This window comes from Streptomyces sp. NPDC007901, assembly GCF_042959465.1.
Lineage (GTDB): Bacteria > Actinomycetota > Actinomycetes > Streptomycetales > Streptomycetaceae > Streptomyces.
This window is the reverse complement of sequence record NZ_JBIBKW010000013.1, coordinates 60,246-79,383: the sequence shown is the minus strand read 5'-3', so window position 1 is coordinate 79,383 and position 19,138 is coordinate 60,246. Positions and strand designations below refer to the sequence as shown.

Here is a 19,138-nt window from a genome sequence, read left to right as displayed (position 1 = left end):
TGGATGCAATCAGTTAGCTATTTTAGGTGGGCGAGTGTGCGGAGGGAAGACGTGAACGGGGTCGAGATCGAGGTCGATCGTTGAATCAGTCGAATTGGTTGACTGATTGCGCTGATAGCTGGAAGATCTGGGCAGCTGAGCCGCGAGGAGGCGCCATGGCCGGTGATCGGGACACCGCTGACAGGTACTTCGAGCCGCTGGTGGAGACCATGCCGCGCGACCGCCTGGAGGCGCGGCAGGAGGAACAGGTCCTGGAGCTCGTCGAGTACGCCTACGGCCGCTCCGCCTTCTACCGCGAGCTGTGGGACGGACACGGGGTGCACCCCCGCGACATCCGCTGCCTGGAGGACTTCCGGGACCGGGTGCCGTTCATCACCAAGGACATGGTCCGCGCCCACCGGGCCCGCACCGGCGACCCCTTCGGGGGGCTGCTCTGCGTCCCCGTCGAGCAACTGACCTCCGTCTCCTCCAGCTCGGGCACCACCGGCGACCCGGAGTTCTTCGCCGAGATCTGGCAGGGCGCCCCGCCCCTGGTCACCGCACAGGTGCGGGACCTGTGGGAGCTCGGCCTCCGGCCGGGGGACCGGGTGCTCAGCCCGCCCGGCACCTTCCGCAACCTCATGGACGCCGGCTACCAGGCACTGGGCGCCGTGGTCATCGAGGTCGACACCTGGATGGGGAAGATGCAGGAGGTCGTCGACGCCCTGCGCACCTACCGCCCCGCCTATCTCCAGATGATGTATCCGCAGATGGTGGAGTTGGAACGGCTGGCCGAGAGCACGGACCTGCGGGAGGCTTTCTCGTCCCTCAAGGGCGCCTCCTGCGCCGGCCAGCCGCTCAGCCGCAGAATGCGCGCCCGGATCCGCGACGACTGGGGCATCGACGTCTACGAGTACACCAGCGCCGCCGACACCGGCACGGCCTGGGAGTGCCGCGAGCACGACGGCTTCCACCTGTGGGAGGACACCGTCTTCCCCGAGTGCGTCGAGGTCACGGAGGACGGCTGGCACGACGCCGCCGAGGGCGACCTCGGAGAACTCGTCGCCACCGACCTCGACAACCGCGCCGCACCCCTGATCCGCTACCGCAGCGAGGACCTGGTCCGGCTCTCCCGCGACACCTGCGGCTGCGGGCGCACCCACGCCCGGATGTGGGTGGCCGGCCGGCGTGGCGACGAGACCGTGGTGCGCGGCCGGGCGGTCGTGCTGCGGGACATCTGGCAGGCGGTGGAGGACCAGCCGGAGACGGTCGCCGGAGTGTTCCAGATCGTCCGGCAGGGACGCGAGGTCGACGAACTGCGACTCCGGGTCGGATACGACCCCCACCTCACCGGCGATCCCGACGCGCTGGCCGGACGGCTGATCGAGGCCGTGCGGGAGCGGACCGGGGTCAAACCGGTGCTCGACCTGCGCACCGAAGAGGAGTTGCTGCAGACCATGACCAGCGTCGCCAAGTTCCCCCGGGTGGTGAAGAACTGATGGCCCGCGCCGACACCCTCGCCCACGCCCGGGAACTGGAACGGCCCGAACTCGCCTACCTCGTCCGCTTCCCCACCCCCGCCGGCATCCGGGAGACCGAACTCACCTGGGCGGAACTCGCCCGTGACACGGCCTGGGCCACCGAGCGGCTGCGCGGGCACGGCCTGGCGCCCGGGCAACGGGCCCTGCTGACCGCGTCGGGCTTCGAGGGCTTCTGGGGGCAGGCGGTGATCGGCGCCCTGTGCACCCTGCGGGTGACCTACGGCATCGCCGAGGCGATGGGCTGGGACCACCGCCGCACCACGGTCTTCCACCGCGAACTCCACCCGGACGCGGTGATCGGCCTGTCCGCGGAGACGCTGGAAGGGCTGTCCGGCACCGCCGACATCGGCGAGATGTTCCGCCCGACGCGGGTCGTGCTGGCCCGGCCCGCCGCCGTACCGGTGCTGCGCCGCGCGGGGGTGCCCGCGTGTGTGCTGGCCGCCGTCGGACCGGCCCTCGCCCTGGAGTGCCCCGAGCGCGGCGGCGCGCACGTCAACGCCGCCGAGTGGCGCGTCGGCGAGCGGGACGGGGAACTGCACGTGGCCGCGGGGGAGTCGCGCACCTCGCCGCTGGCCGAGACCCCGCTCGGCATCCGGGGGCGCGTGGCGGGCGGCCGCTGCGCATGCGGCAGCGAGGACCCGCGGGTGCTGCTCGCCGAGGCCGATTCGTCTTCGTCACCGAGGAGTTGAGGATGTCCGAAGCAGTGGTCGACGGCCGGGTGGTGGTCGTCACCGGCGCCGGGAACGGCATCGGCCGGGCGCATGCCCTGGCCTTCGCCGCGCAGGGAGCCAAGGTCGTGGTCAACGACCTCGGCGGGGGACGGGACGGGGCAGGCGCCTCGGCGGGTCCCGCGCAGGCCGTGGTGGACGAGATCCTCGCCGCCGGCGGCGAGGCGGTCGCCAACACGGACGACATCGCGTCCTGGGCGGGAGCCGGCCGCCTCGTCCGGCAGGCCGTGGACACCTACGGCGGCCTGGACGTGCTGGTCAACAACGCCGGGATCCTCCGCGACCGGATGATCGTGTCGATGACCGAGCGGGACTGGGACAGCGTGATCGCCGTCCATCTCAAGGGCAGCTTCGCCACCCTGCACCACGCCGCGGCCCACTGGCGCGAGCGGGCCAAGGCCGGCCGGAGCAACGACGCCCGCGTGATCAACACGACGTCCCCCTCCGGCGTCTTCGGCAACCCCGGCCAGTCCAACTACGGCTCGGCCAAAGCGGGCATCGCGAGCCTGACCGTCATCGCGGCGGCCGAACTCGCCCGCTACGGCGTGACGGTGAACGCCATCGCGCCGACCGCGCTCACCCGGCTTACCGACGACATCGAGATGATGCGGGAGGCCGCGACGAGCCAGGACCTCACCCCGGAGGCCATCTCGCCGCTGGTGGTGTGGCTCGGCTCCGCCGCCTCCCGCGAGGTCACCGGCCGCGTCTTCGGCGTCGTCGGCAACCGCGTCACGGTCCTGGAGGGCTGGGTGGGCGGTCCCACGGCGAGCGCCGAATCCCGCTGGACCCAGGACGAGCTGACCTCGGCCGTCCCCAACCTGGTGGCCAAGGCGGCCCCCAACGCGGACGCGCTCGGCAACCGGAAGGGCGCCTGAGATGGCCAACATGACGGCCCGACAGATCCCGGTCGCCGAAGGTCTGTTCACGGCGGGCGACACTCCGCGCCTGATCGGATCCGAGTGCTCCTCCTGCGGACTGGTGAGCTTCCCCGCCGCCCCGGACTGCGTGCGCTGCGCCGGCACCGAGACGAAGGAACGACTGCTCGCCGACCGCGGCACCCTGTGGACGTACACCACCCAGAACTTCCCGCCGCCCTCCCCGCCGTACGACGGCCCCGAGGACTTCGAGCCGTACACCGTCGGATACGTCGAGCTGCCCGGCGAACTGCTCGTCGAGGCCCGCCTCACCGAACCCGACCCCGCGCGGCTCAGGATCGGCCAGGCCATGCGGCTGACCCTCGTGCCGTACACCGTGCGCGAGGACGGCACCGAGGTCATCACGTTCGCGTTCGCCCCGGACGAGGAGAGGACATCGTGACCGAGGCCGTCATCATCGGGGTGGGACTCCACCCGTTCGGCAGGTTCCCCGGGAAGCCCGCCATGGACATGGGCGCGGACGCGGTCCGCCTCGCGCTCGCCGACGCGGGAGTGACCTGGCCGCAGATCCAGGGCGGCTGCATCGGCAGCTACGAGGTGGCCAATCCCGACGCGATCGTGGCCCGCCTCGGCCTGACCGGCCTGCCGCTGCGCGGGGTGTTCAACGGCTGCGCCACGGCCGGTACGGCGGTGGCGCTGGCCGCCCGTGCCATCGAGACCGGAGAACACGACCTGACCATCGCCATCGGCATGGACAAGCACCCGCGCGGCGCGTTCGCCGCAGACCCGTCCGTGGCCGGCATCCCCGCCTGGTACGGACAGACCGGGCTCTTCCTCACCACCCACTTCTTCGGCATGAAGATCAACCGCTACATGCACGACCACGGCATCGGCGAGCGGACGCTCGCCCGGGTGGCCGCGAAGAACTTCCGCAACGCCGCCGGCAACGGCAAGGCCTGGCGCCGCACGCCTCTCTCGGAGGAGGAGATCCTCGCCTCGCCGGTGCTCAACCACCCGCTCCGGCAGTACATGTACTGCGGCCCGGACGAGGGCGCGGCGGCCGTCGTGCTGTGCCGCGCCGACCAGGCCCACAAGTACACCTCGACGCCGGTACGGATCCGCGCCACCGCCCTGCGCAGCCGCCGGCTCGGCGCCTTCGAGGTGCAGAGCCCCTCCTTCCCGGTCGGGGACGTCGTCCAGAGCCCGACGGTGGACGCCGCCCGGGAGGCGTACGAACGCGCGGGCATCGGCCCCGAGGACGTCGACGTCGCCCAGCTCCAGGACACCGACGCCGGGTCGGAGATCATCCACATGGCCGAGAACGGCCTCTGCAAGGACGGCGAGCAGGAACGCCTGATCGCCGAGGGCGCCACCGAGATCGGCGGCCGGCTCCCGGTCAACACCGACGGCGGCCTGCTCGGCAACGGCGAACCCATCGGCGCGTCCGGACTGCGGCAGATCCACGAGATCGTCCTCCAACTGCGCGGCACCGCCGGATCCCGGCAGATCCCCGGCACCCCCCGAGTCGGCTACACCCACCTGTACGGCGCGCCGGGCGTGTCGGCGGTGACGATCCTGTCCACCTGACCGGAGCCCCCAATGGACCAAGACATGCAGGACTTCGCCGCCGACGTGCGCGGCTTCCTGGACGCGCACGCGACGAAGACCCCCGACCGCACCGCCTTCACCTGGGGCGAGGGCGACGACTCGATGGCCTACTTCAGCAGCCTGCCGCCCGAGGAGGAGCGGGCGGAGGTGGACCGGGCCAGGGCCTGGCAGCGTGTCCGCCACGAGAACGGCCTCGGCTGGATCACCGGCCCGCCCGAGTACGGCGGCCGGGGCCTGACCCCCGTCCACGACCTGCTCTACGACACCATCGAGTCCGAGTACACCGTCCCCGACACCGGCGTGCTCAGTGTCATCGGCCTCGGCATGATCGGCCCGACGATCCTGGCCCACGCCCAGCCCCCGATCAAGGAACGCTGGCTGCCCGCGATGTACCGGGGCGACGCCATCGCCTGTCAGCTGTTCAGCGAGCCCGGCGCGGGCTCCGATCTGGCGAGCGTGGCCACCAAGGCGGTGCGTGAGGGCGGCGACTGGGTGCTCAACGGGCAGAAGGTGTGGACGTCGGTCGCCCAGCACAGCAGCATCGGTCTTGCTCTCACCCGGACGAACCCAAAGGCCCCGAAGCACCAGGGCATCACCGCCTTCCTGGTCCCCATGGACGCCCCGGGCGTCGAGGTCCGCCCCCTGCGGCAGATGACCGGCGGCGCCGATTTCAACGAGGTGTTCCTCACCGACGTCCGCGTCCCCGACGGCCACCGCCTCGGCGAGGTCGACGGCGGCTGGACCGTCGCCCTGACCACCCTCATGAACGAACGCGCCACCGTCGGCAGCGAGGGCGCGGGACCGGTCGCCGCCGCACTCTCCCCGGACCGGCTGTCGGCGCTCATGCGGGCCACCTGGACCTGGGACGACCGGGCCCTGCGCGGCCGGCTCGCCGAACTCCTCGTGGACGCCATGGCCACCCAGCACCTCAACAACCGGGCCCTGCGCAGGCTCCGCGCCGGGGTGACACCCGGCCCCGAGATGTCCGTGTCCAAGCTGATGTACGGTCAGAACCTCACCCGGGCCGCCCACTTCATCGCCGACGTGCTCGGACCGCGCGCGATCGCGGACACCGGCCAGTGGGGCACGTACGCCTGGACCGAACTGCTCCTGGCCACCCCGGCCCTGCGCATCCTCGGCGGCACCGAGGAGATCATGAAGAACATCCTCGCCGAACGCGTCCTCGGCCTGCCCAAGGAGGTGCGCGCATGACCGCCGACGACCGGGAACTGAGCGAACTGCGCTCCGCCGTACGGGAGTTCCTCGACACCAAGTCGCCCGAGGAGGCCGTACGCAAGCTCATGGAGAGCGAACCGCGCTTCGACCCCGACGTATGGGCCCAGGCCGCCGACCAGCTGCGGCTGCCCGCGCTCGCCATCCCCGAGGAGTACGGCGGCGACGGCTTCGGAGCGGTCGAACTCGGCGTCGTCCTGGAGGAGATGGGCCGCGCCCTGTTCTGCGCGCCCTTCTTCGCCACCGTCGTGCTGGCCGCCCAGGCCCTGCTGGCCTCGGGCGACCAGGATGCCTGCGCCCGCCACCTGCCCGGCATCGCGGCCGGGACCACGACAGCCACCCTCGCCGTCGCCGAGGACCACGGCTCCTGGGACCCCGCCCTCATCTCCACGCGCGCCGTACCGGACGCGGACGGCGGATGGCGGCTGACCGGCCGCAAGTGCTTCGTCGTCGACGGTACGACGGCGGATCTGCTCCTGGTCGTGGCCCGCACGGTCGCCGGACCCTCCCTCTTCGCGGTGGACCGCGCTTCCGTCGGCGTGGCGGCCGAGCCGATGGAGACCCTGGACGCCACCCGGGCGATGGCCCGGCTGACCCTCGACGCCGTGCCGGCCGTACTCGTCGGCGTGCAGGGAGCCGGCGGGCGCGTGATGGCCGGCGTCCTGGACACCGCCACGGTCGCGCTCGCCGCCGAGCAGGCCGGCGGGGCACGCCGGTGCCTGGAGGCGAGTACGGAGTACGCCCGCACCCGGCAGCAGTTCGGCCGGCCGATCGGCTCCTTCCAGGCGGTCAAGCACAAGTGCGCCGACATGCTCGTCCAGGTGGAACTGGCGGAGGCGGCCGCACGGGAGGCGGCGCTGCTGGCCGCCGAGGGCGCCGCGGACCTCCCGGTGGCCGCGGCCGTGGCGCACGCCTGCTGCTCCCGGGCGTACCTGAGCGTGGCCATGGAGAACATCCAGGTGCACGGCGGCATCGGCTTCACCTGGGAGCACCCCGCCCACCTGTACTTCCGGCGGGCCAAGTCCTCGCAACTGCTCTTCGGGGGACCGGCGGTCTACCACGAGCGGCTGCTGGACCGGCTGGGGATCTGAACCGGCCGGCCGTCAGCCCCAGTGCCAGGCCTGGTTGCCGTTTCCGGCGCAGCTCCACGCCTGGACGCGCTGGCCGTCCTGGCCCGAGGTGGCGGCCTCCGCGTCCAGGCAGAGGCCGTCCGGCACGCTCACCAGGGCCTGGGCGCCGGGGACTCCGGAGCTGCCCAGGCTCCACCGCTGGACGGCGAGCCCGTCGCAGGCGGTGCTGTGGATGCCGTGGCCGTTCTGGCCGACACCGGCGGCATCCACCTCCAGGCAGCGGTGCGTGCTCCGGTTGACGGCGACGTACTGCGCGTCCCGGCCCGGCAGTGGGTACAGCGCCCACTTCTGGTGGGGCGCGCCGGTGCACTCCCAGATCTGTACTGTCTGCTGCTTCAGCGCCGCCGTACCGGTGTCGGCGTCCAGGCAGCGCGCGGTCGCGACGCCGTTGACGGTCTCGGTCACCGTCAGCGTGCCGCTGTGCACGGCGCCGCGCGGCCTGCTGTACAGCATCTCCTTGGTCTCAGGCCGACCCCGCAGTCGGCCGTGAGTCCGGCCGACGTCTGGAAGACCTTCACGGCGGCGAGCGTCCGTGCCTCGATGTCGCCGTCGACCGGCACCAGGTAGCCGTATCCGCCGAGGAGGTACTGGAGGGCGGCGACACAGTCCCCGTGCGCTCCTGGGGCGAGAGCGGTCCGGCAGGCGGCGGAGCGGATGTCGAGCGTCCTGGGATCGTGCGTCCCGGCCGCGGCGGAGTCCGGGGCGGCGGTGGTTGCGGAGACGGCGGCGGAGCGGGATGCCACCTCGTGTCGCGTCAACCTCGTGTCGCGTCGCCCAGCAGTGCCCGCGCGATGATCACCTGCTGGATCTGGCTGGTGCCCTCGTAGATCCGGAAGAGCCGGGCGTCCCGGTAGAAGCGCTCGACGGCGACCCCGCGCATATAGCCCGCACCGCCGTGGATCTGCACCGCGCGGTCGGCGACCCGCCACACCATCTCGCTGGCGAAGTACTTCGTGCAGGACGGGCCGATCTTGGTGTCCGTGCCGGCGTCGAAGCCGCGGGCGGCCTCCAGGACGGTGGCGCGGCCGGCGTAGTAGTCGGTCATCGAGTCGGCGATCAGCCCCTGGACCAGCTGGAAGGAGCCGATCGGCGTTCCGGACTGCCTGCGGGTGCGGGCGTACTCCACCGACTCGTCGACCAGGCGCTCGGCCATGCCGACGCACAGGGCCGAGATGTGCACGCGTCCGTGCGCGATGCAGCCCATCGCCGTGCTGAAGCCCCGGTTCAGGCCGGCCTCGCCGCCGACGAGGGCCTCGGCCGGCACCCGCACGTCGTCGAAGTACACGTCGGCCGTCCAGGCGCCGAACTGGCCCATCTTGTGGTCCCGGGGCGCCACCGTCAGGCCCGGGGTGCCGGCCGGGACCAGGAAGGTGGAGATGCCCCGGGTGCGCGGCGCGTCCGGGTCGGTGCGGGCGAAGACCATGAAGACGTCGGCGAGCGGGGCATTGGTGATGTACCGCTTGGCCCCGTTGATCACCCACGCGTCGCCGTCCAGGTGCGCCCGGGTGGTCAGTGTCGAGGGGTCCGACCCGGCGTCCGGCTCGGTGAGGGCGAAGGAGGCCAGCACCTCGCCGGACGCGATCTTCGGCAGCCACTCGGTCTTCTGCCCCTCGGTGCCGCCGACCATCAGGACGTGCCCGGCGATGCCGTTGTTGGTGCCGAACATCGAGCGCAGCGACGGGGTGGTGTAGCCCAGCTCGAACATCAGCCGGGCCTCCTCGTACATCGACAGCCCAAGGCCGCCGTACTCCTCCGGCAGGGCGAAGCCGAAGAGCCCCATCTTCTTCGCCGTCTCGCGGATGTCGGCCGGCATCTCGTCCTTCTCGTCGATCTCCGCCTCCAGCGGCACGACGCGTTCCCGGACGAACCGCCGGACCTCCGACAGCACCGCGGTGAAGTCCTCCGCGTCCATGTCGCCTCTCTTCCCTCGTCTGCTACTTGTCTGTTTCGTCCGGCTTTTCGTCTGGCCGGTAGCAGGCCGCGAGCAGTGCCGCCGCGCTCACCACGCCCAGCCCCGCGGCAAGCAACGCGGGCTCGGAGCCCGCGCGTTGACGTCCCGTCAAGCCATCCACCGAGTACCGGCCGTTGCCGAGTGCGGCCAGTGCCACGGCCGCGCCGCCCACCACGCCGACGTACTCCCAGCCGCCCTTGAACACGAAGAAGCCCTTGCCGCGGTGGTCGGTGCGGGCCGCCACGGTCATCAGGCCGACGGCCGCCGCGGCGGGCAGCGGGTTGGCCGCGCCCAGCGTGATACCCACCCCTGCGGCCAGTTCCGTGCCCGCCGCCATCCGGGCGTGCACGGCGGCGGGCCGCAGCCCCAGCGCCTCGAACCAGCCCGTTGTCCCCCTCAGCCCGCCCGGCCCGGCGACCTTGTTCCAGCCGTGGGCGACGAGCATCGGGCCGAGGGTCGCGCGCAGGGCCAGGGCGGCGGCGTCCTGAGCCTTCACTGGCCGACTCCGGTGGCCCGGCCGGCGGGCGCCGTGCCGTACAACCGCGGTACGGCGTCGATGAGTTCCTCGGGACTGAGGGCCTCGCCGTTGCGGCTCGGGTACACGCCGGAGACCGTCCAGCCCTCCAGCCGGTTGAGCCGGTTGCCCTCGATGCGCAGCACCTGCCCGGTCAGCCAGGACGCGGCGTCGGAGGCGAGGTAGACGACGACACCGGAGGCGTTGGCCGGGTCGCGCGGGTCGAAGCCGTCGGTGGCCTGGAGGTTGGTGCCGACCTCCAGGCCTTCCGTCATCCGGGTGGCCGCGATGGGCGAGATGGCGTTCGCGGTGACGCCGTAGCGGCGCATCTCCAGTGCGGTGAGGATCGTGAGCCCGGCGATGCCCGCCTTCGCGGCGCCGTAGTTGGACTGGCCCTGGTTGCCGAACAGCCCGGTGCCGGACGTGGTGTTGATGACGCGGCCGGCGACCGGCTCGCCCCGCTTGGCGGCCTCCCGCCAGTACGCGCAGGCGTGCCGGGTCAGCGCGAACGTGCCCTTCAGGTGGACCGCGATGACCGCGTCGAACTCGGCCTCGCTCATCGAGAACAGCATGCGGTCGCGCACGATCCCGGCGTTGTTCACGACGACGTCCAGCCGCCCGAACTCGGCGACGGTGTCCGCCACCATGGCCTCGGTCGCCCCCCAGTCGGTGACCGAGGCATGGTTGGCGACCGCCCGGCCGCCGAGCTTGGTGATCTCGGCGACGACCTCGTCGGCGGGGGAGTCGCCGGTCCGCTCGCCGTGGATGCCGGAGCCGAGGTCGTTGACCACCACGGTGGCCCCGGCCTCGGCGAGCGCCAGACAGTGCGCCCGGCCCAGCCCCCGGCCCCCGCCGGTCACGATGGCGACCTTGTCGTCCAGGATGCCCACGCCCTACCTCCCTGTTCCGCCCAGCTCGTCGAGTACTTCGTCGGTGTGCTCGCCCAGCGCCGGTGCGCCGGCGCGCGGCTTGTCGTCCACGCCCCAGAAGGCGACCGGCGTGGCCACGGTCCGCAGCGGCGGCGCGTCACCCATACCGGGCTGCTCCACGAACGCCCCGACCGCCTCGGCCTGCGGGTCGGCCGCCACCTCGGCGAGGGTCTGCACGGGGGCCCACCACACCTCCTCGGCGTCGAACCGCTCCGCCCACTCCGCCAGTGGCCGCCGCGCGAACTCCTCGTCGAAGACGGCGATCAGCTCACGTACGTGGCCGCGCCGGGCCGTGCCGGTGGCGAACCGCTCGTCCTGTGCCAGGTCCTCCCGGCCGAGCGCCTTGATCACCCCGGGCCAGTGGCGGTTGCCCTCCAGGCCTACAAGCCAGAACCAGCGGTCGTCGGCGGTCCGGTAGCAGTTGTAGAGCGGGGACTCGTGCTCGGTGCGGGGCCGGGTCCGGCCGCGCTTGCCGAAGAAGTTCTGCAGGGCCAGGTCGTTGCCGTTGGCGTACGCCCCGGAGCGCAGCAGCGACACGTCCACCACGCCGCCCTCGCCGGTACGCGCCCGGCGCAGCAGTGCGGCGAGGACGCCGGCCACGAGGTTGGCGGCGGCGGTGCGGTCGCCGAGACCGGGGCGGATGCCGGGCGGGGGCTCACCGGCCGGGTTGAGCATGGCGGCGATGCCGGGCCGGGCCCAGAAGGCGGAGACGTCGTACCCGGCGCGGTCGCGCTCGGCTCCGGTCCAGCCGTACCCCGTCAGCGTGCCGACGATGAGCCGGGGGTGGCGCGCGCGGATCCCGTCGGGGCCGAGGCCGAGCCGTTCCAGGGCGCCCGGGCGGAGGTTGGTGACGAACACGTCGGCGCGGGCAAGCAGTTGTTCAAGGGCGGCCTTGCCGTCCTCGGACCTGAGGTCGAGGATCACGCTGCGCTTGCCCCGGTTGTCCGTCTCGAACGGGGGAGCGCTGTCGATGTCCTGGCCGACATGGCGCAGTGTGTACCGGTTGGGGTCACCGGCCGGCGCCTCCACCTTGATCACGTCCGCGCCCCAGTCCGCCAGCATGGTGGCGGCGGCCGGAGCGGCCACCCACATGCCGAGCTCGACGACGGAAAAGCCCTCCAGTGGCCGCACGGCCCACCTCCCTGGTCGGTCAGACACCGCGGAACTCCCCGGGACGCCGGTCTCGGAAGGCCCGTAGCCCCTCGGCGCGGTCCTCGGTGGCGAACAGCACCGAGACGGTCTCCTGTTCGAAGGCGACGGCCGCCGCCAGGTCCATGCCGAGGCCGTGGTCGATCAGGCGCTTGCCCGCCGCGAGCGCGAGAGGGGCTCCGGCGGCGAGTCGGGCCGCCAGCGCCTCGGCGGCCTTGAGCGCCCCGCCCGGCTCGGTCAGCTCGTTGAGCAGGCCGAGTGCGTGGGCCCGCTCGGCGTCGATGGGCTCGCCGGTGAGGATCATCTGCTTGGCGATCGCCGGCGGCAGCAGACGCGGCAGCCGCTGGGTGCCGCCCGCGCCCGGCAGCACGCCGAGCTTCATCTCCGGCAGCCCGAGGCGGGCCCCGCGCTCCGCCACCCGCAGGTCGCAGGCGAGCGCGAGTTCCAGACCGCCGCCGAACGCGAAGCCGTGGATCGCCGCCACCGACGGCTTGGGGAACTCCTCCAGCAGCGCGTACGTCTCCGTCAGCCGCCCCACGAAGGCCCGGAACTGCCAGGGGGTGGTGAACGACTCGATCTCGCCCAGGTCGGCACCGGCCGAGAAGGCCCGGCCCGCGCCGGTCAGCACCAGGGCGCGTACGTCGTCGTCCTCGCGCACCCGGGCCAGCGCGTCCCGCAGCAGCCCGACGGTCTCGGTGCCGACGGCGTTGAGCCGGTCCGGCCGGTCCAGGGTGAACACGGCCACCCGGTCGCGTACTTCGACGCGCAGCACGTCGCTCACCTCACACCATCGTCAGGCCGCCGCTGACCGAGAGCGTCTGCCCGGTCATGTAGGCGGCGTCGTCGGAGGCGAGAAAGGCCACCACACCGGCGATCTCGTCCGGCCGGGCGACCCGGCGCAGCGGGATCGCCCGCACGGTGGCGTCGTACATCTTCCGGCTGTACTCGGCGACCTGGCCGAGCAGCGCCGTGTCGGTGGGGCCGGGGCAGACGCAGTTGACGGTGATGCCGTGCCGGGCGACCTCGCGGGCGAGGGCCTTGCCGAAGGCGATCACGCCGCCCTTCGTGGCGGAGTACACCACCTCGCCGGAGGAGCCGACCCGGCCGGCGTCCGAGGCGATGTGGACGATCCGGCCGCCGCCGCGCTCGATCATCGGGTCGAGGACGGCCCGGGTCACCGTGATCGTGCCGCGCAGGTTGACGGCGATGATCCGGTCCCAGGTCTCCTCGTCGCTGTCGACGAAGCGGCCGATGACGTCGACGGCCGCGTTGTTGACCAGCACGTCCACCGGTCCGAGCGCGGCGGTCACCTGCTCTACGGCCGTCCGCACGGCCCCGCTGTCGGAGATGTCCGCGCCGACTCCCGCGGTGCGGACGCCGTGCCGTTCGGCGAGGGAGGCGGCGACCTTGGCGGCGGCCTCCGCGTCCACGTCGCAGACGGCGACCGCGGCTCCGTGCGCGGCCAGCGCGTCGGCGATCGCCTCGCCGATGCCGCGGCCCGCCCCGGTGACGAGCGCCACCTTCTCCCGTACGCTCACGCGCCCTCCCTGGCCCGGATCCGAATCAGCGCTATCGTATAACTACTTCAGCTGAATAAGCGAGATGCCTGAGTGGGGAGCCGAGGATGCGCCGAGAGATCTTCACCGAGGAGCACGACCAGTTCCGGGACACGGCCCGCTCCTACTACCTGCGGGAATGCGCCCCGTACGCCGAGCAGTGGGAGCGGGACGGACAGGTGAGCCGGGCCGCCTGGACCGCCGCGGGCAAGGCCGGGCTGATCGGCTGGGAGTTCCCGGAGGAGTACGGCGGGCAGGGGATCCGGGACTTCCGCTACAACGCCATCATGGCCGAGGAGATGGCGGCCACCGCCTCGGTCGGCATCGGGCTGGGGCTGCAGAACGACGTCATCCCGCCGTACCTGATGCGGCTGACCACCCCGGAGCAGAAGGCCCGCTGGCTCCCCGGCGTGACCAGCGGCGAGACCGTCTGCGCGCTCGCCCTCTCCGAACCGGCCGCCGGCTCCGACCTCAAGGGCATCCGCACCACCGCCCGCCGGGACGGCGGCGAGTGGGTGATCGACGGCTCCAAGACCTTCATCACCAACGGCATCCTGGCCGACCTGGTCGTCGTCGCCTGCAAGACCGACCCGGCCGCCGGGCACAAGGGCATCAGCCTGATCGTCGTCGAGCGCGGCGCGGAGGGCTTCGAGCGGGGCCGCAAGCTGGACAAGGTCGGCATGAAGGCGCAGGACACCGCCGAGCTCTTCTTCCACGAGGTCCGGGTTCCGGCCGGGAATCTCATCGGGGAGGAGGGGCGCGGTTTCTACCACATGATGGGCAACCTCCCCACCGAGCGGCTCGCCATCGCCGTCTCCGCGCTGGCCTCGGCAGAGCGTGCCTTCGAAGTGACGCTGGAGTACGCCAAGGACCGCACCGCCTTCGGCCGGCCGATCGGGCAGTTCCAGGCCAACCGGTTCGCGCTCGCGGACATCAGGGCCCGGCTCTCCGCCGCCCGGGTCTACGTCGACGGCTGCACGATGGCGCTGGTGCGGGGCGAGCTGACCGCCGACGAGGCCGCCGCGGCCAAGTACTGGACCACGGAGACCTGCTGGGAGGTGATCGACCGCTGCATGCAGCTGTTCGGCGGCTACGGCTACGTCAATGAGTACGAGATCGCCCGCATCTGGCGGGACAGTCGGGTGCAGCGGGTGTTCGGCGGCACCTCGGAGATCATGCAGGAGATCGTGGGCCGCTCGCTCGGGCTGTGAGTGGCGCCCCCTTTATTGACTGTCTTGGCTAAATAGGTTAGCTATTTAGTCACGTGGAGGTCGATGGTCGAGGCGTGCGAGGAGGCACCCGTGGTCACGGTCGACGTACAACTGCACCAGGACAGGGCCGAGCAGGATCTGCCGCGGCCGCGTCTGGTCATCGGCGGCAAGGACGTGACCGACGCGAGCGGCGGCGTCCACGAGCACCGCAACCCGGCGACCGGCCTGGTCCAGGCGCACATCCCGCTCGCGGGCGCGGCCGAGGTGGACCGGGCGGTCGCCGCCGCCCGCCAGGCCTTCGAGGTCTGGGGCACCATGCGCCCCGCCGAACGCCGCCGCCTCCTCACCCGCTTCGCCGGTCTGATCCGCGACCACATCACCGACTTCGCCGCGATCTGCCCGCTGGAGAACGGCGTCTGCATCGGCGGCTGGGCGGAGAACGTCGGACCGCACGTCGCCGAGTGGACCGAGTACTACGCCGGCTGGGCCGACAAGATCGAGGGCATGGTCGGCGCGGCCTACAGCCCGTACGAGAACGTCGAGTACACCCTCGCCGAGCCCTACGGCGTCATCGGCCACATCATCACCTGGAACTCGCCCGCGCTGTCGCTGGCGATGAAGGTGCCGCCGTCGCTCGCCGCCGGGAACACCGTGGTGATCAAACCCGCCGAGTCCACGCCCTTCTCCGCGCTGCTCTTCGCCGACCTGGCCCGCGAGGCGGGCATCCCCGACGGTGTGATCAACGTCGTCACCGGGCTCGGCGACGCGGGCGCGGCCCTGGTCCGGCATCCCGGCGTCGACAAGATCTCCTTCACCGGCGGCCCGGCCACCGCCCGCCGCATCATGGCGGACGCGGCCCTGAGCCTGAAACCGGTGGTGTTCGAGCTGGGTGGCAAGTCCGCCAACCTGCTCTTCGCCGACACCGACCTGGACACCGTCGTGCCCTACTGCGCGGCCTTCGCCATGAGCAACACCGGCCAGGGCTGCGCACTGCCCACCCGGCTGCTGGTCGAGCGGCCGGTCTACGACGAGGTCGTCGCCCGCGTCACCGGGGTGGTGGCCCATCTGCCCGTCGGCGACCCGCTCGACCCGGCGACGTACATCGGCCCGCTCATCGACGCGAACGCCCGCGACCGCGTCCAGCACGTGATCGACGAGGCGGCCGAGGCAGGTGCGGGCCGGCTCGTGTACGGCGGCGAACCCGTCGACGCCGACGGCTACTTCGTCACCCCGACCGTCTTCGCCGACGTCGACAACCGCAGCGACCTCGCCCAGCGGGAGGTCTTCGGCCCGGTCCTTGCCATCACCCCCTTCGACACCGAGGACGAGGCCGTCGCCCTCGCCAACGACACCGAGTACGGCCTGTCCGCCTACCTCCAGTCCCGCGACATCGCGCGGGTCAACCGGCTGGTGCCGCGCCTGAAGGCCGGCACGGTCTACGTCAACCCCGGCCCGAACCCCATCACTTCACCCGCCACACCGTTCGGCGGGGTCGGGATCAGCGGGTTCGGACGCGAGGGCGGCAAGGCCGGACTCGACGAGTTCATCCACGTCAAGGGCGTCGGGATAGCCCGCGTCTGACGAGACCTCACAGGAGCGATTTCAGATGGATTCCGCCCGCCGCCTGACGTTCGGCGACCTCATCCGCGAGCACCGGCGGTCCTACCCGGACCAAGTCGCCCTGGTCGACGGCGAAGTCCGGCTCACCTGGCCGCAACTGGACGAGCGCACCAACCGCCTCGCCCACGCCCTGACGGATGCCGGGGTCGGACCCGGTGACCGGATCCTGTGGCTGGGGCAGAACTCCTTTCGTATCTGGGAACTGCTCGGCGCCGCCGCCAAGACCGGCGCCATGGTCTGCCCCGGCTACTGGCGCTGGGCCGCCCCGGAAATGGCCTTCGCCATCGAGGACTTCGACCCCCGGGTCATCGTCTGGCAGGACGCGGAGATCGGCGACACGGTCGGCAAGGCGCGGGCCGAACTCGGCGACGGTCACCGGGCGTTGTGGCTGCGGCACGACGCCGAGGGACCTGACACCTACGAGTCGTTCCTTGCCTCCGGCGCGCCCGAGGACCCGGCCGCCGACGTCGACCCCGACTCCGCGCTCCTGGTCATCTACACCGCGGCGATCAGCGGACGCCAGTCCGGCTCGATGCTCTCGCACCGCAACCTGCTGGCCATGGGCGTCAGCGCCGCCTGGATGGGCGACATCGGCCGGGAGGCCGCCTTCCTCGGCGCGGGCCCGATGTTCCACATCGGCAACTACCAGTTCTGGGGCATCCCGGCCTTCGTGCACGGCGGCAAGAACGTGATCGTGCGACGCGTAGTCGCCGAGGAACTGCTCCCGCTGCTGGCGGCGGAGCGGTGCACCCACGCCTACCTGATGCCCCCGACCATCGCGCAGCTTGTCGAGCTGAACCGCGCAGCCGGCCACGACCTGTCCCACCTGCGGGCGAGCGTCGCCGCCCCGCTGTGGCAGGGCACGGTGCCCACCGACACCAGCCGCTTCACCCGCAACGGCGGCGGCGAGGGCCGCGGCTACGGGCAGACCGAGGTGACCGGGTTCGCCGTGACCGGCGCGTACGGCGACAGCGGCCTCGGCAACGCGGGCCGCCCCGGCCCCTTCACGGCCGTCCGCATCCTCGACTCGGCCGGGCAGGAGTGCGAGGTCGGCGAGATCTGCGTCCGCGGCGACCTCGTCCACCTCGGGTACTGGAACCGCCCCGAGACCAACGAGCAGCGCTTCCGTTTCGGCTGGTGGCACACCACCGACCTGGGCCGCCGGGAGACCGACGGCACGATCAGCTTCCTCGGCACCACGACCCGGATGCTCAAGTCGGCCGCCGAGAACATCTTCCCGGCCGAGGTGGAGAACTGCGTCGAGGCGCACCCGGCGGTCAAGGAGGCGGCCGTCATCGGCGTCCCCAACGAGCGCTGGGCCCAGGACGTCAAGGCCGTCGTCGTCCTCCACCCGGGCACGGACCCGGTCACCGCCGAGGACCTGATCGAGCACTGCCGGGCACGCATCGCCTCGTACAAGAAGCCCAAGACGGTGGAGTTCGTCGACGCGCTGCCGCGCACCAAGGACTACGCCAAGGACTACGACGCCCTCGATCAACGCTTCGGCGGAGGCGGCTATCCCGGCGGCGAGCAGCTCGGCGCGGGACGGTGACCGCGACCGACCGGCGGCCCGTCGTCGTCGGTGTCCACGCCACCGAACAGGCGCTGTCCCTGCCGCACCGCGACGCCATGGACCTCGCCCTCGAAGCGGTCACCGGAGCGATCGCGGACGCCGGGCTGACCCCGGCCGACGTCGACGGCGCCCAGGTCGACTGGCCCGGCCCCGGTGGCGTACCCGGCGAGGGCAGCTCCTGGGCCCGCCTGCTCGGCCGCGACCTGCGCTGGACCAGCGACTCCATGCTGGACAACGCCGGTTCGCGCGGCCTGCTGAAAGCCGCGGCGGCCGTCCGCGCCGGATACGCCGACACCGTCGTGGTCGGCGGCTGCAAGCTGGTCTCGCGCGGGACCGGCCCGGTCGGCGCCGGGGTGCCGCTGGAGTTCGCGGACGTCTGGGGCAGCTATGTCGTCGCCCAGTTCGCGCTGGTGGCCGCCCGGCACATGCACGAGTACGGCACCACCTCCCGCCAGCTCGCCGAGGTCGCCGCGACCATCCGCAACAACGGCACCACCAACCCGGAGGCGATGATGTACGGGCGTGGCCCCTACACCGCCGACGACGTGCTCGCCTCCCGCATGGTCGCCACGCCCTTCCATCTCCTGGACTGCTGCATCGTGGGGGAGGGCGGCGCCGCGCTCGTGGTCACCACCGCCGAACGCGCCCGTGACCTCCCGCGGCCGCCCGTCGCCGTCCTCGGCGGCGGGATGGAGTACCACCAGGCCGCCTACGCCAACCCCGCGCTGCACCGCGAGGTCGGACAGCTCGGCCGGGACGCGGCCGCCCGCGCCTACGCCATGGCCGGCATAGGGCCGCACGACGTGGACGTGTTCTCCCTCTACGACCCCAACTCCTTCGAGATCATCCGCCAGCTGGAGATCCTCGGCCTCTGTGGCGAGGGCGAGGGCGGCCCGCTGGCCGCCTCCGGTGCCATCGCCGTCGGCGGCAAGCACCCGGTCAACCCGGACGGCGGATGCCTCGCGTACGCGTGGAACGGAACCCAGCAGATGACCCTCAAAGTCGTCGAGGCCGTACGGCAGTTGCGCGGCACCGCCGTGCACCAGGTCGACGGCGCCGAACTCGCGGTCGTCGGCAACGCCGGCTCGGGGGCCCAGCACTACGAGATGAGCGTCCTGGGGAGGCTGCGATGACCGGTCGCCCGGTGCCCGTGCCCACCGCCCTGTCCGAGCCCTTCTGGGCCGCCGCCCGGCGCGGCGAACTGGTGATCCCGCACTGTCCGGCCTGCGGCCTGCGCTTCTTCACCCCCGAACCGGCCTGCCCCGGCTGCCTGTCCCGGGACTGGCGGTACGCGCCGAGCGCCGGCCGGGGCACGGTCTACTCCGTGACCATGGTGCACCGCGCGTCCGGCCCCGGTTTCGACACCCCCTTCGCGCTGGCCGTGATCGACCTGGACGAGGGCGGCACCCTGCTGTCCCACATCGACGCCGGCGACCCGGACGCCGTCGTCATCGGCATGCGGGTGCGTGCGGACTTCCGGCCGCTCACGGACGACATCACCCTGCCGTACTTCGTGCCGGAGCACACTCACTGAGGGTGGA

Annotated in this window: 20 protein-coding genes; 12 read left to right on the top strand and 8 right to left on the bottom strand. The window is 72.3% G+C overall.

The genetic code is table 11. From position 1 onward, the window contains the following. Positions 1–155: 155 nt before the first annotated feature. From ACFZDK_RS35125 to ACFZDK_RS35095, 7 genes are read left to right on the top strand one after another with little or no spacing between them, the layout of a single operon-like run. Positions 156–1,478, top strand: a complete 1,323-nt coding sequence (locus tag ACFZDK_RS35125; RefSeq protein ID WP_390978254.1) for a phenylacetate--CoA ligase family protein — start codon at positions 156–158, stop codon at positions 1,476–1,478. Further along, positions 1,478–2,209, top strand: a complete 732-nt coding sequence (locus tag ACFZDK_RS35120) for a hypothetical protein (RefSeq protein WP_390978252.1) — start codon at positions 1,478–1,480, stop codon at positions 2,207–2,209. The genes ACFZDK_RS35125 and ACFZDK_RS35120 overlap by 1 nt, the downstream gene beginning before the upstream one ends. 2 nt (positions 2,210–2,211) lie before the next feature. Next, positions 2,212–3,123 carry an SDR family oxidoreductase gene (locus ACFZDK_RS35115; RefSeq protein ID WP_390978250.1) on the top strand — a complete coding sequence of 304 codons (912 nt, stop codon included), beginning with the start codon at positions 2,212–2,214 and terminating at the stop codon, positions 3,121–3,123. A 10-nt stretch (positions 3,124–3,133) separates the two neighbouring features. Further along, positions 3,134–3,565, top strand: a complete 432-nt coding sequence (locus ACFZDK_RS35110; protein WP_390978248.1) for an OB-fold domain-containing protein — start codon at positions 3,134–3,136, stop codon at positions 3,563–3,565. Next, entirely contained in the window at positions 3,562–4,710 is a 1,149-nt protein-coding gene (locus ACFZDK_RS35105; RefSeq protein WP_390978246.1) for a thiolase family protein, read from the top strand. The genes ACFZDK_RS35110 and ACFZDK_RS35105 overlap by 4 nt, the downstream gene beginning before the upstream one ends. Before the next feature lie 12 nt (positions 4,711–4,722). Then, positions 4,723–5,943, top strand: a complete 1,221-nt coding sequence (locus tag ACFZDK_RS35100) for an acyl-CoA dehydrogenase family protein (RefSeq protein WP_390978244.1) — start codon at positions 4,723–4,725, stop codon at positions 5,941–5,943. Continuing rightward, positions 5,940–7,055, top strand: coding sequence for an acyl-CoA dehydrogenase family protein (locus ACFZDK_RS35095; protein WP_390978242.1), 1,116 nt, complete (start codon positions 5,940–5,942; stop codon positions 7,053–7,055). The genes ACFZDK_RS35100 and ACFZDK_RS35095 overlap by 4 nt, the downstream gene beginning before the upstream one ends. Before the next feature lie 12 nt (positions 7,056–7,067). Here the strand turns inward: ACFZDK_RS35095 and ACFZDK_RS35090 are convergent, their stop codons facing one another. From ACFZDK_RS35090 to ACFZDK_RS35055, 8 genes are read right to left on the bottom strand one after another with little or no spacing between them, the layout of a single operon-like run. Beyond that, a complete protein-coding gene (locus ACFZDK_RS35090) occupies positions 7,068–7,547 on the bottom strand; it encodes a ricin-type beta-trefoil lectin domain protein (protein WP_390978240.1) in 480 nt (159 codons plus the stop codon). Next, entirely contained in the window at positions 7,502–7,837 is a 336-nt protein-coding gene (locus ACFZDK_RS35085) for a peptidoglycan-binding protein (protein ID WP_390978238.1), read from the bottom strand. The genes ACFZDK_RS35090 and ACFZDK_RS35085 overlap by 46 nt, the downstream gene beginning before the upstream one ends. 11 nt (positions 7,838–7,848) lie before the next feature. Further along, entirely contained in the window at positions 7,849–9,006 is a 1,158-nt protein-coding gene (locus tag ACFZDK_RS35080; protein ID WP_390978236.1) for an acyl-CoA dehydrogenase family protein, read from the bottom strand. A gap of 22 nt (positions 9,007–9,028) precedes the next feature. Beyond that, a complete protein-coding gene (locus ACFZDK_RS35075) occupies positions 9,029–9,541 on the bottom strand; it encodes a DoxX family membrane protein (RefSeq protein ID WP_390978234.1) in 513 nt (170 codons plus the stop codon). Then, a complete protein-coding gene (locus ACFZDK_RS35070; RefSeq protein ID WP_390978232.1) occupies positions 9,538–10,449 on the bottom strand; it encodes an SDR family NAD(P)-dependent oxidoreductase in 912 nt (303 codons plus the stop codon). Before ACFZDK_RS35070 ends, ACFZDK_RS35075 begins: the two co-directional genes overlap by 4 nt. Before the next feature lie 3 nt (positions 10,450–10,452). Continuing rightward, positions 10,453–11,619, bottom strand: coding sequence for a CoA transferase (locus ACFZDK_RS35065; protein WP_390978230.1), 1,167 nt, complete (start codon positions 11,617–11,619; stop codon positions 10,453–10,455). 19 nt (positions 11,620–11,638) lie between these two features. After that, the gene (locus ACFZDK_RS35060; RefSeq protein WP_390978227.1) at positions 11,639–12,418 is read right to left on the bottom strand and encodes an enoyl-CoA hydratase-related protein; all 780 of its coding nucleotides are present in this window, start codon (positions 12,416–12,418) and stop codon (positions 11,639–11,641) included. A gap of 1 nt (position 12,419) precedes the next feature. Next, complete coding sequence (locus ACFZDK_RS35055) at positions 12,420–13,175, bottom strand: glucose 1-dehydrogenase (protein ID WP_390978225.1); 756 nt, start codon at positions 13,173–13,175, stop codon at positions 12,420–12,422. 86 nt (positions 13,176–13,261) lie between these two features. Between ACFZDK_RS35055 and ACFZDK_RS35050 the strand changes: the two genes are divergently transcribed. From ACFZDK_RS35050 to ACFZDK_RS35030, 5 genes are all read left to right on the top strand, one after another. After that, positions 13,262–14,404, top strand: coding sequence for an acyl-CoA dehydrogenase family protein (locus ACFZDK_RS35050; protein ID WP_390978223.1), 1,143 nt, complete (start codon positions 13,262–13,264; stop codon positions 14,402–14,404). 90 nt (positions 14,405–14,494) lie between these two features. Continuing rightward, entirely contained in the window at positions 14,495–15,985 is a 1,491-nt protein-coding gene (locus ACFZDK_RS35045; RefSeq protein ID WP_390978221.1) for an aldehyde dehydrogenase family protein, read from the top strand. Between the two features lie 25 nt (positions 15,986–16,010). Continuing rightward, complete coding sequence (locus ACFZDK_RS35040; protein ID WP_390978218.1) at positions 16,011–17,576, top strand: AMP-binding protein; 1,566 nt, start codon at positions 16,011–16,013, stop codon at positions 17,574–17,576. Beyond that, positions 17,573–18,730 carry a thiolase family protein gene (locus tag ACFZDK_RS35035; RefSeq protein ID WP_390978216.1) on the top strand — a complete coding sequence of 386 codons (1,158 nt, stop codon included), beginning with the start codon at positions 17,573–17,575 and terminating at the stop codon, positions 18,728–18,730. The genes ACFZDK_RS35040 and ACFZDK_RS35035 overlap by 4 nt, the downstream gene beginning before the upstream one ends. After that, a complete protein-coding gene (locus tag ACFZDK_RS35030) occupies positions 18,727–19,131 on the top strand; it encodes an OB-fold domain-containing protein (protein WP_390978214.1) in 405 nt (134 codons plus the stop codon). Before ACFZDK_RS35035 ends, ACFZDK_RS35030 begins: the two co-directional genes overlap by 4 nt. Positions 19,132–19,138 lie beyond the last annotated feature (7 nt).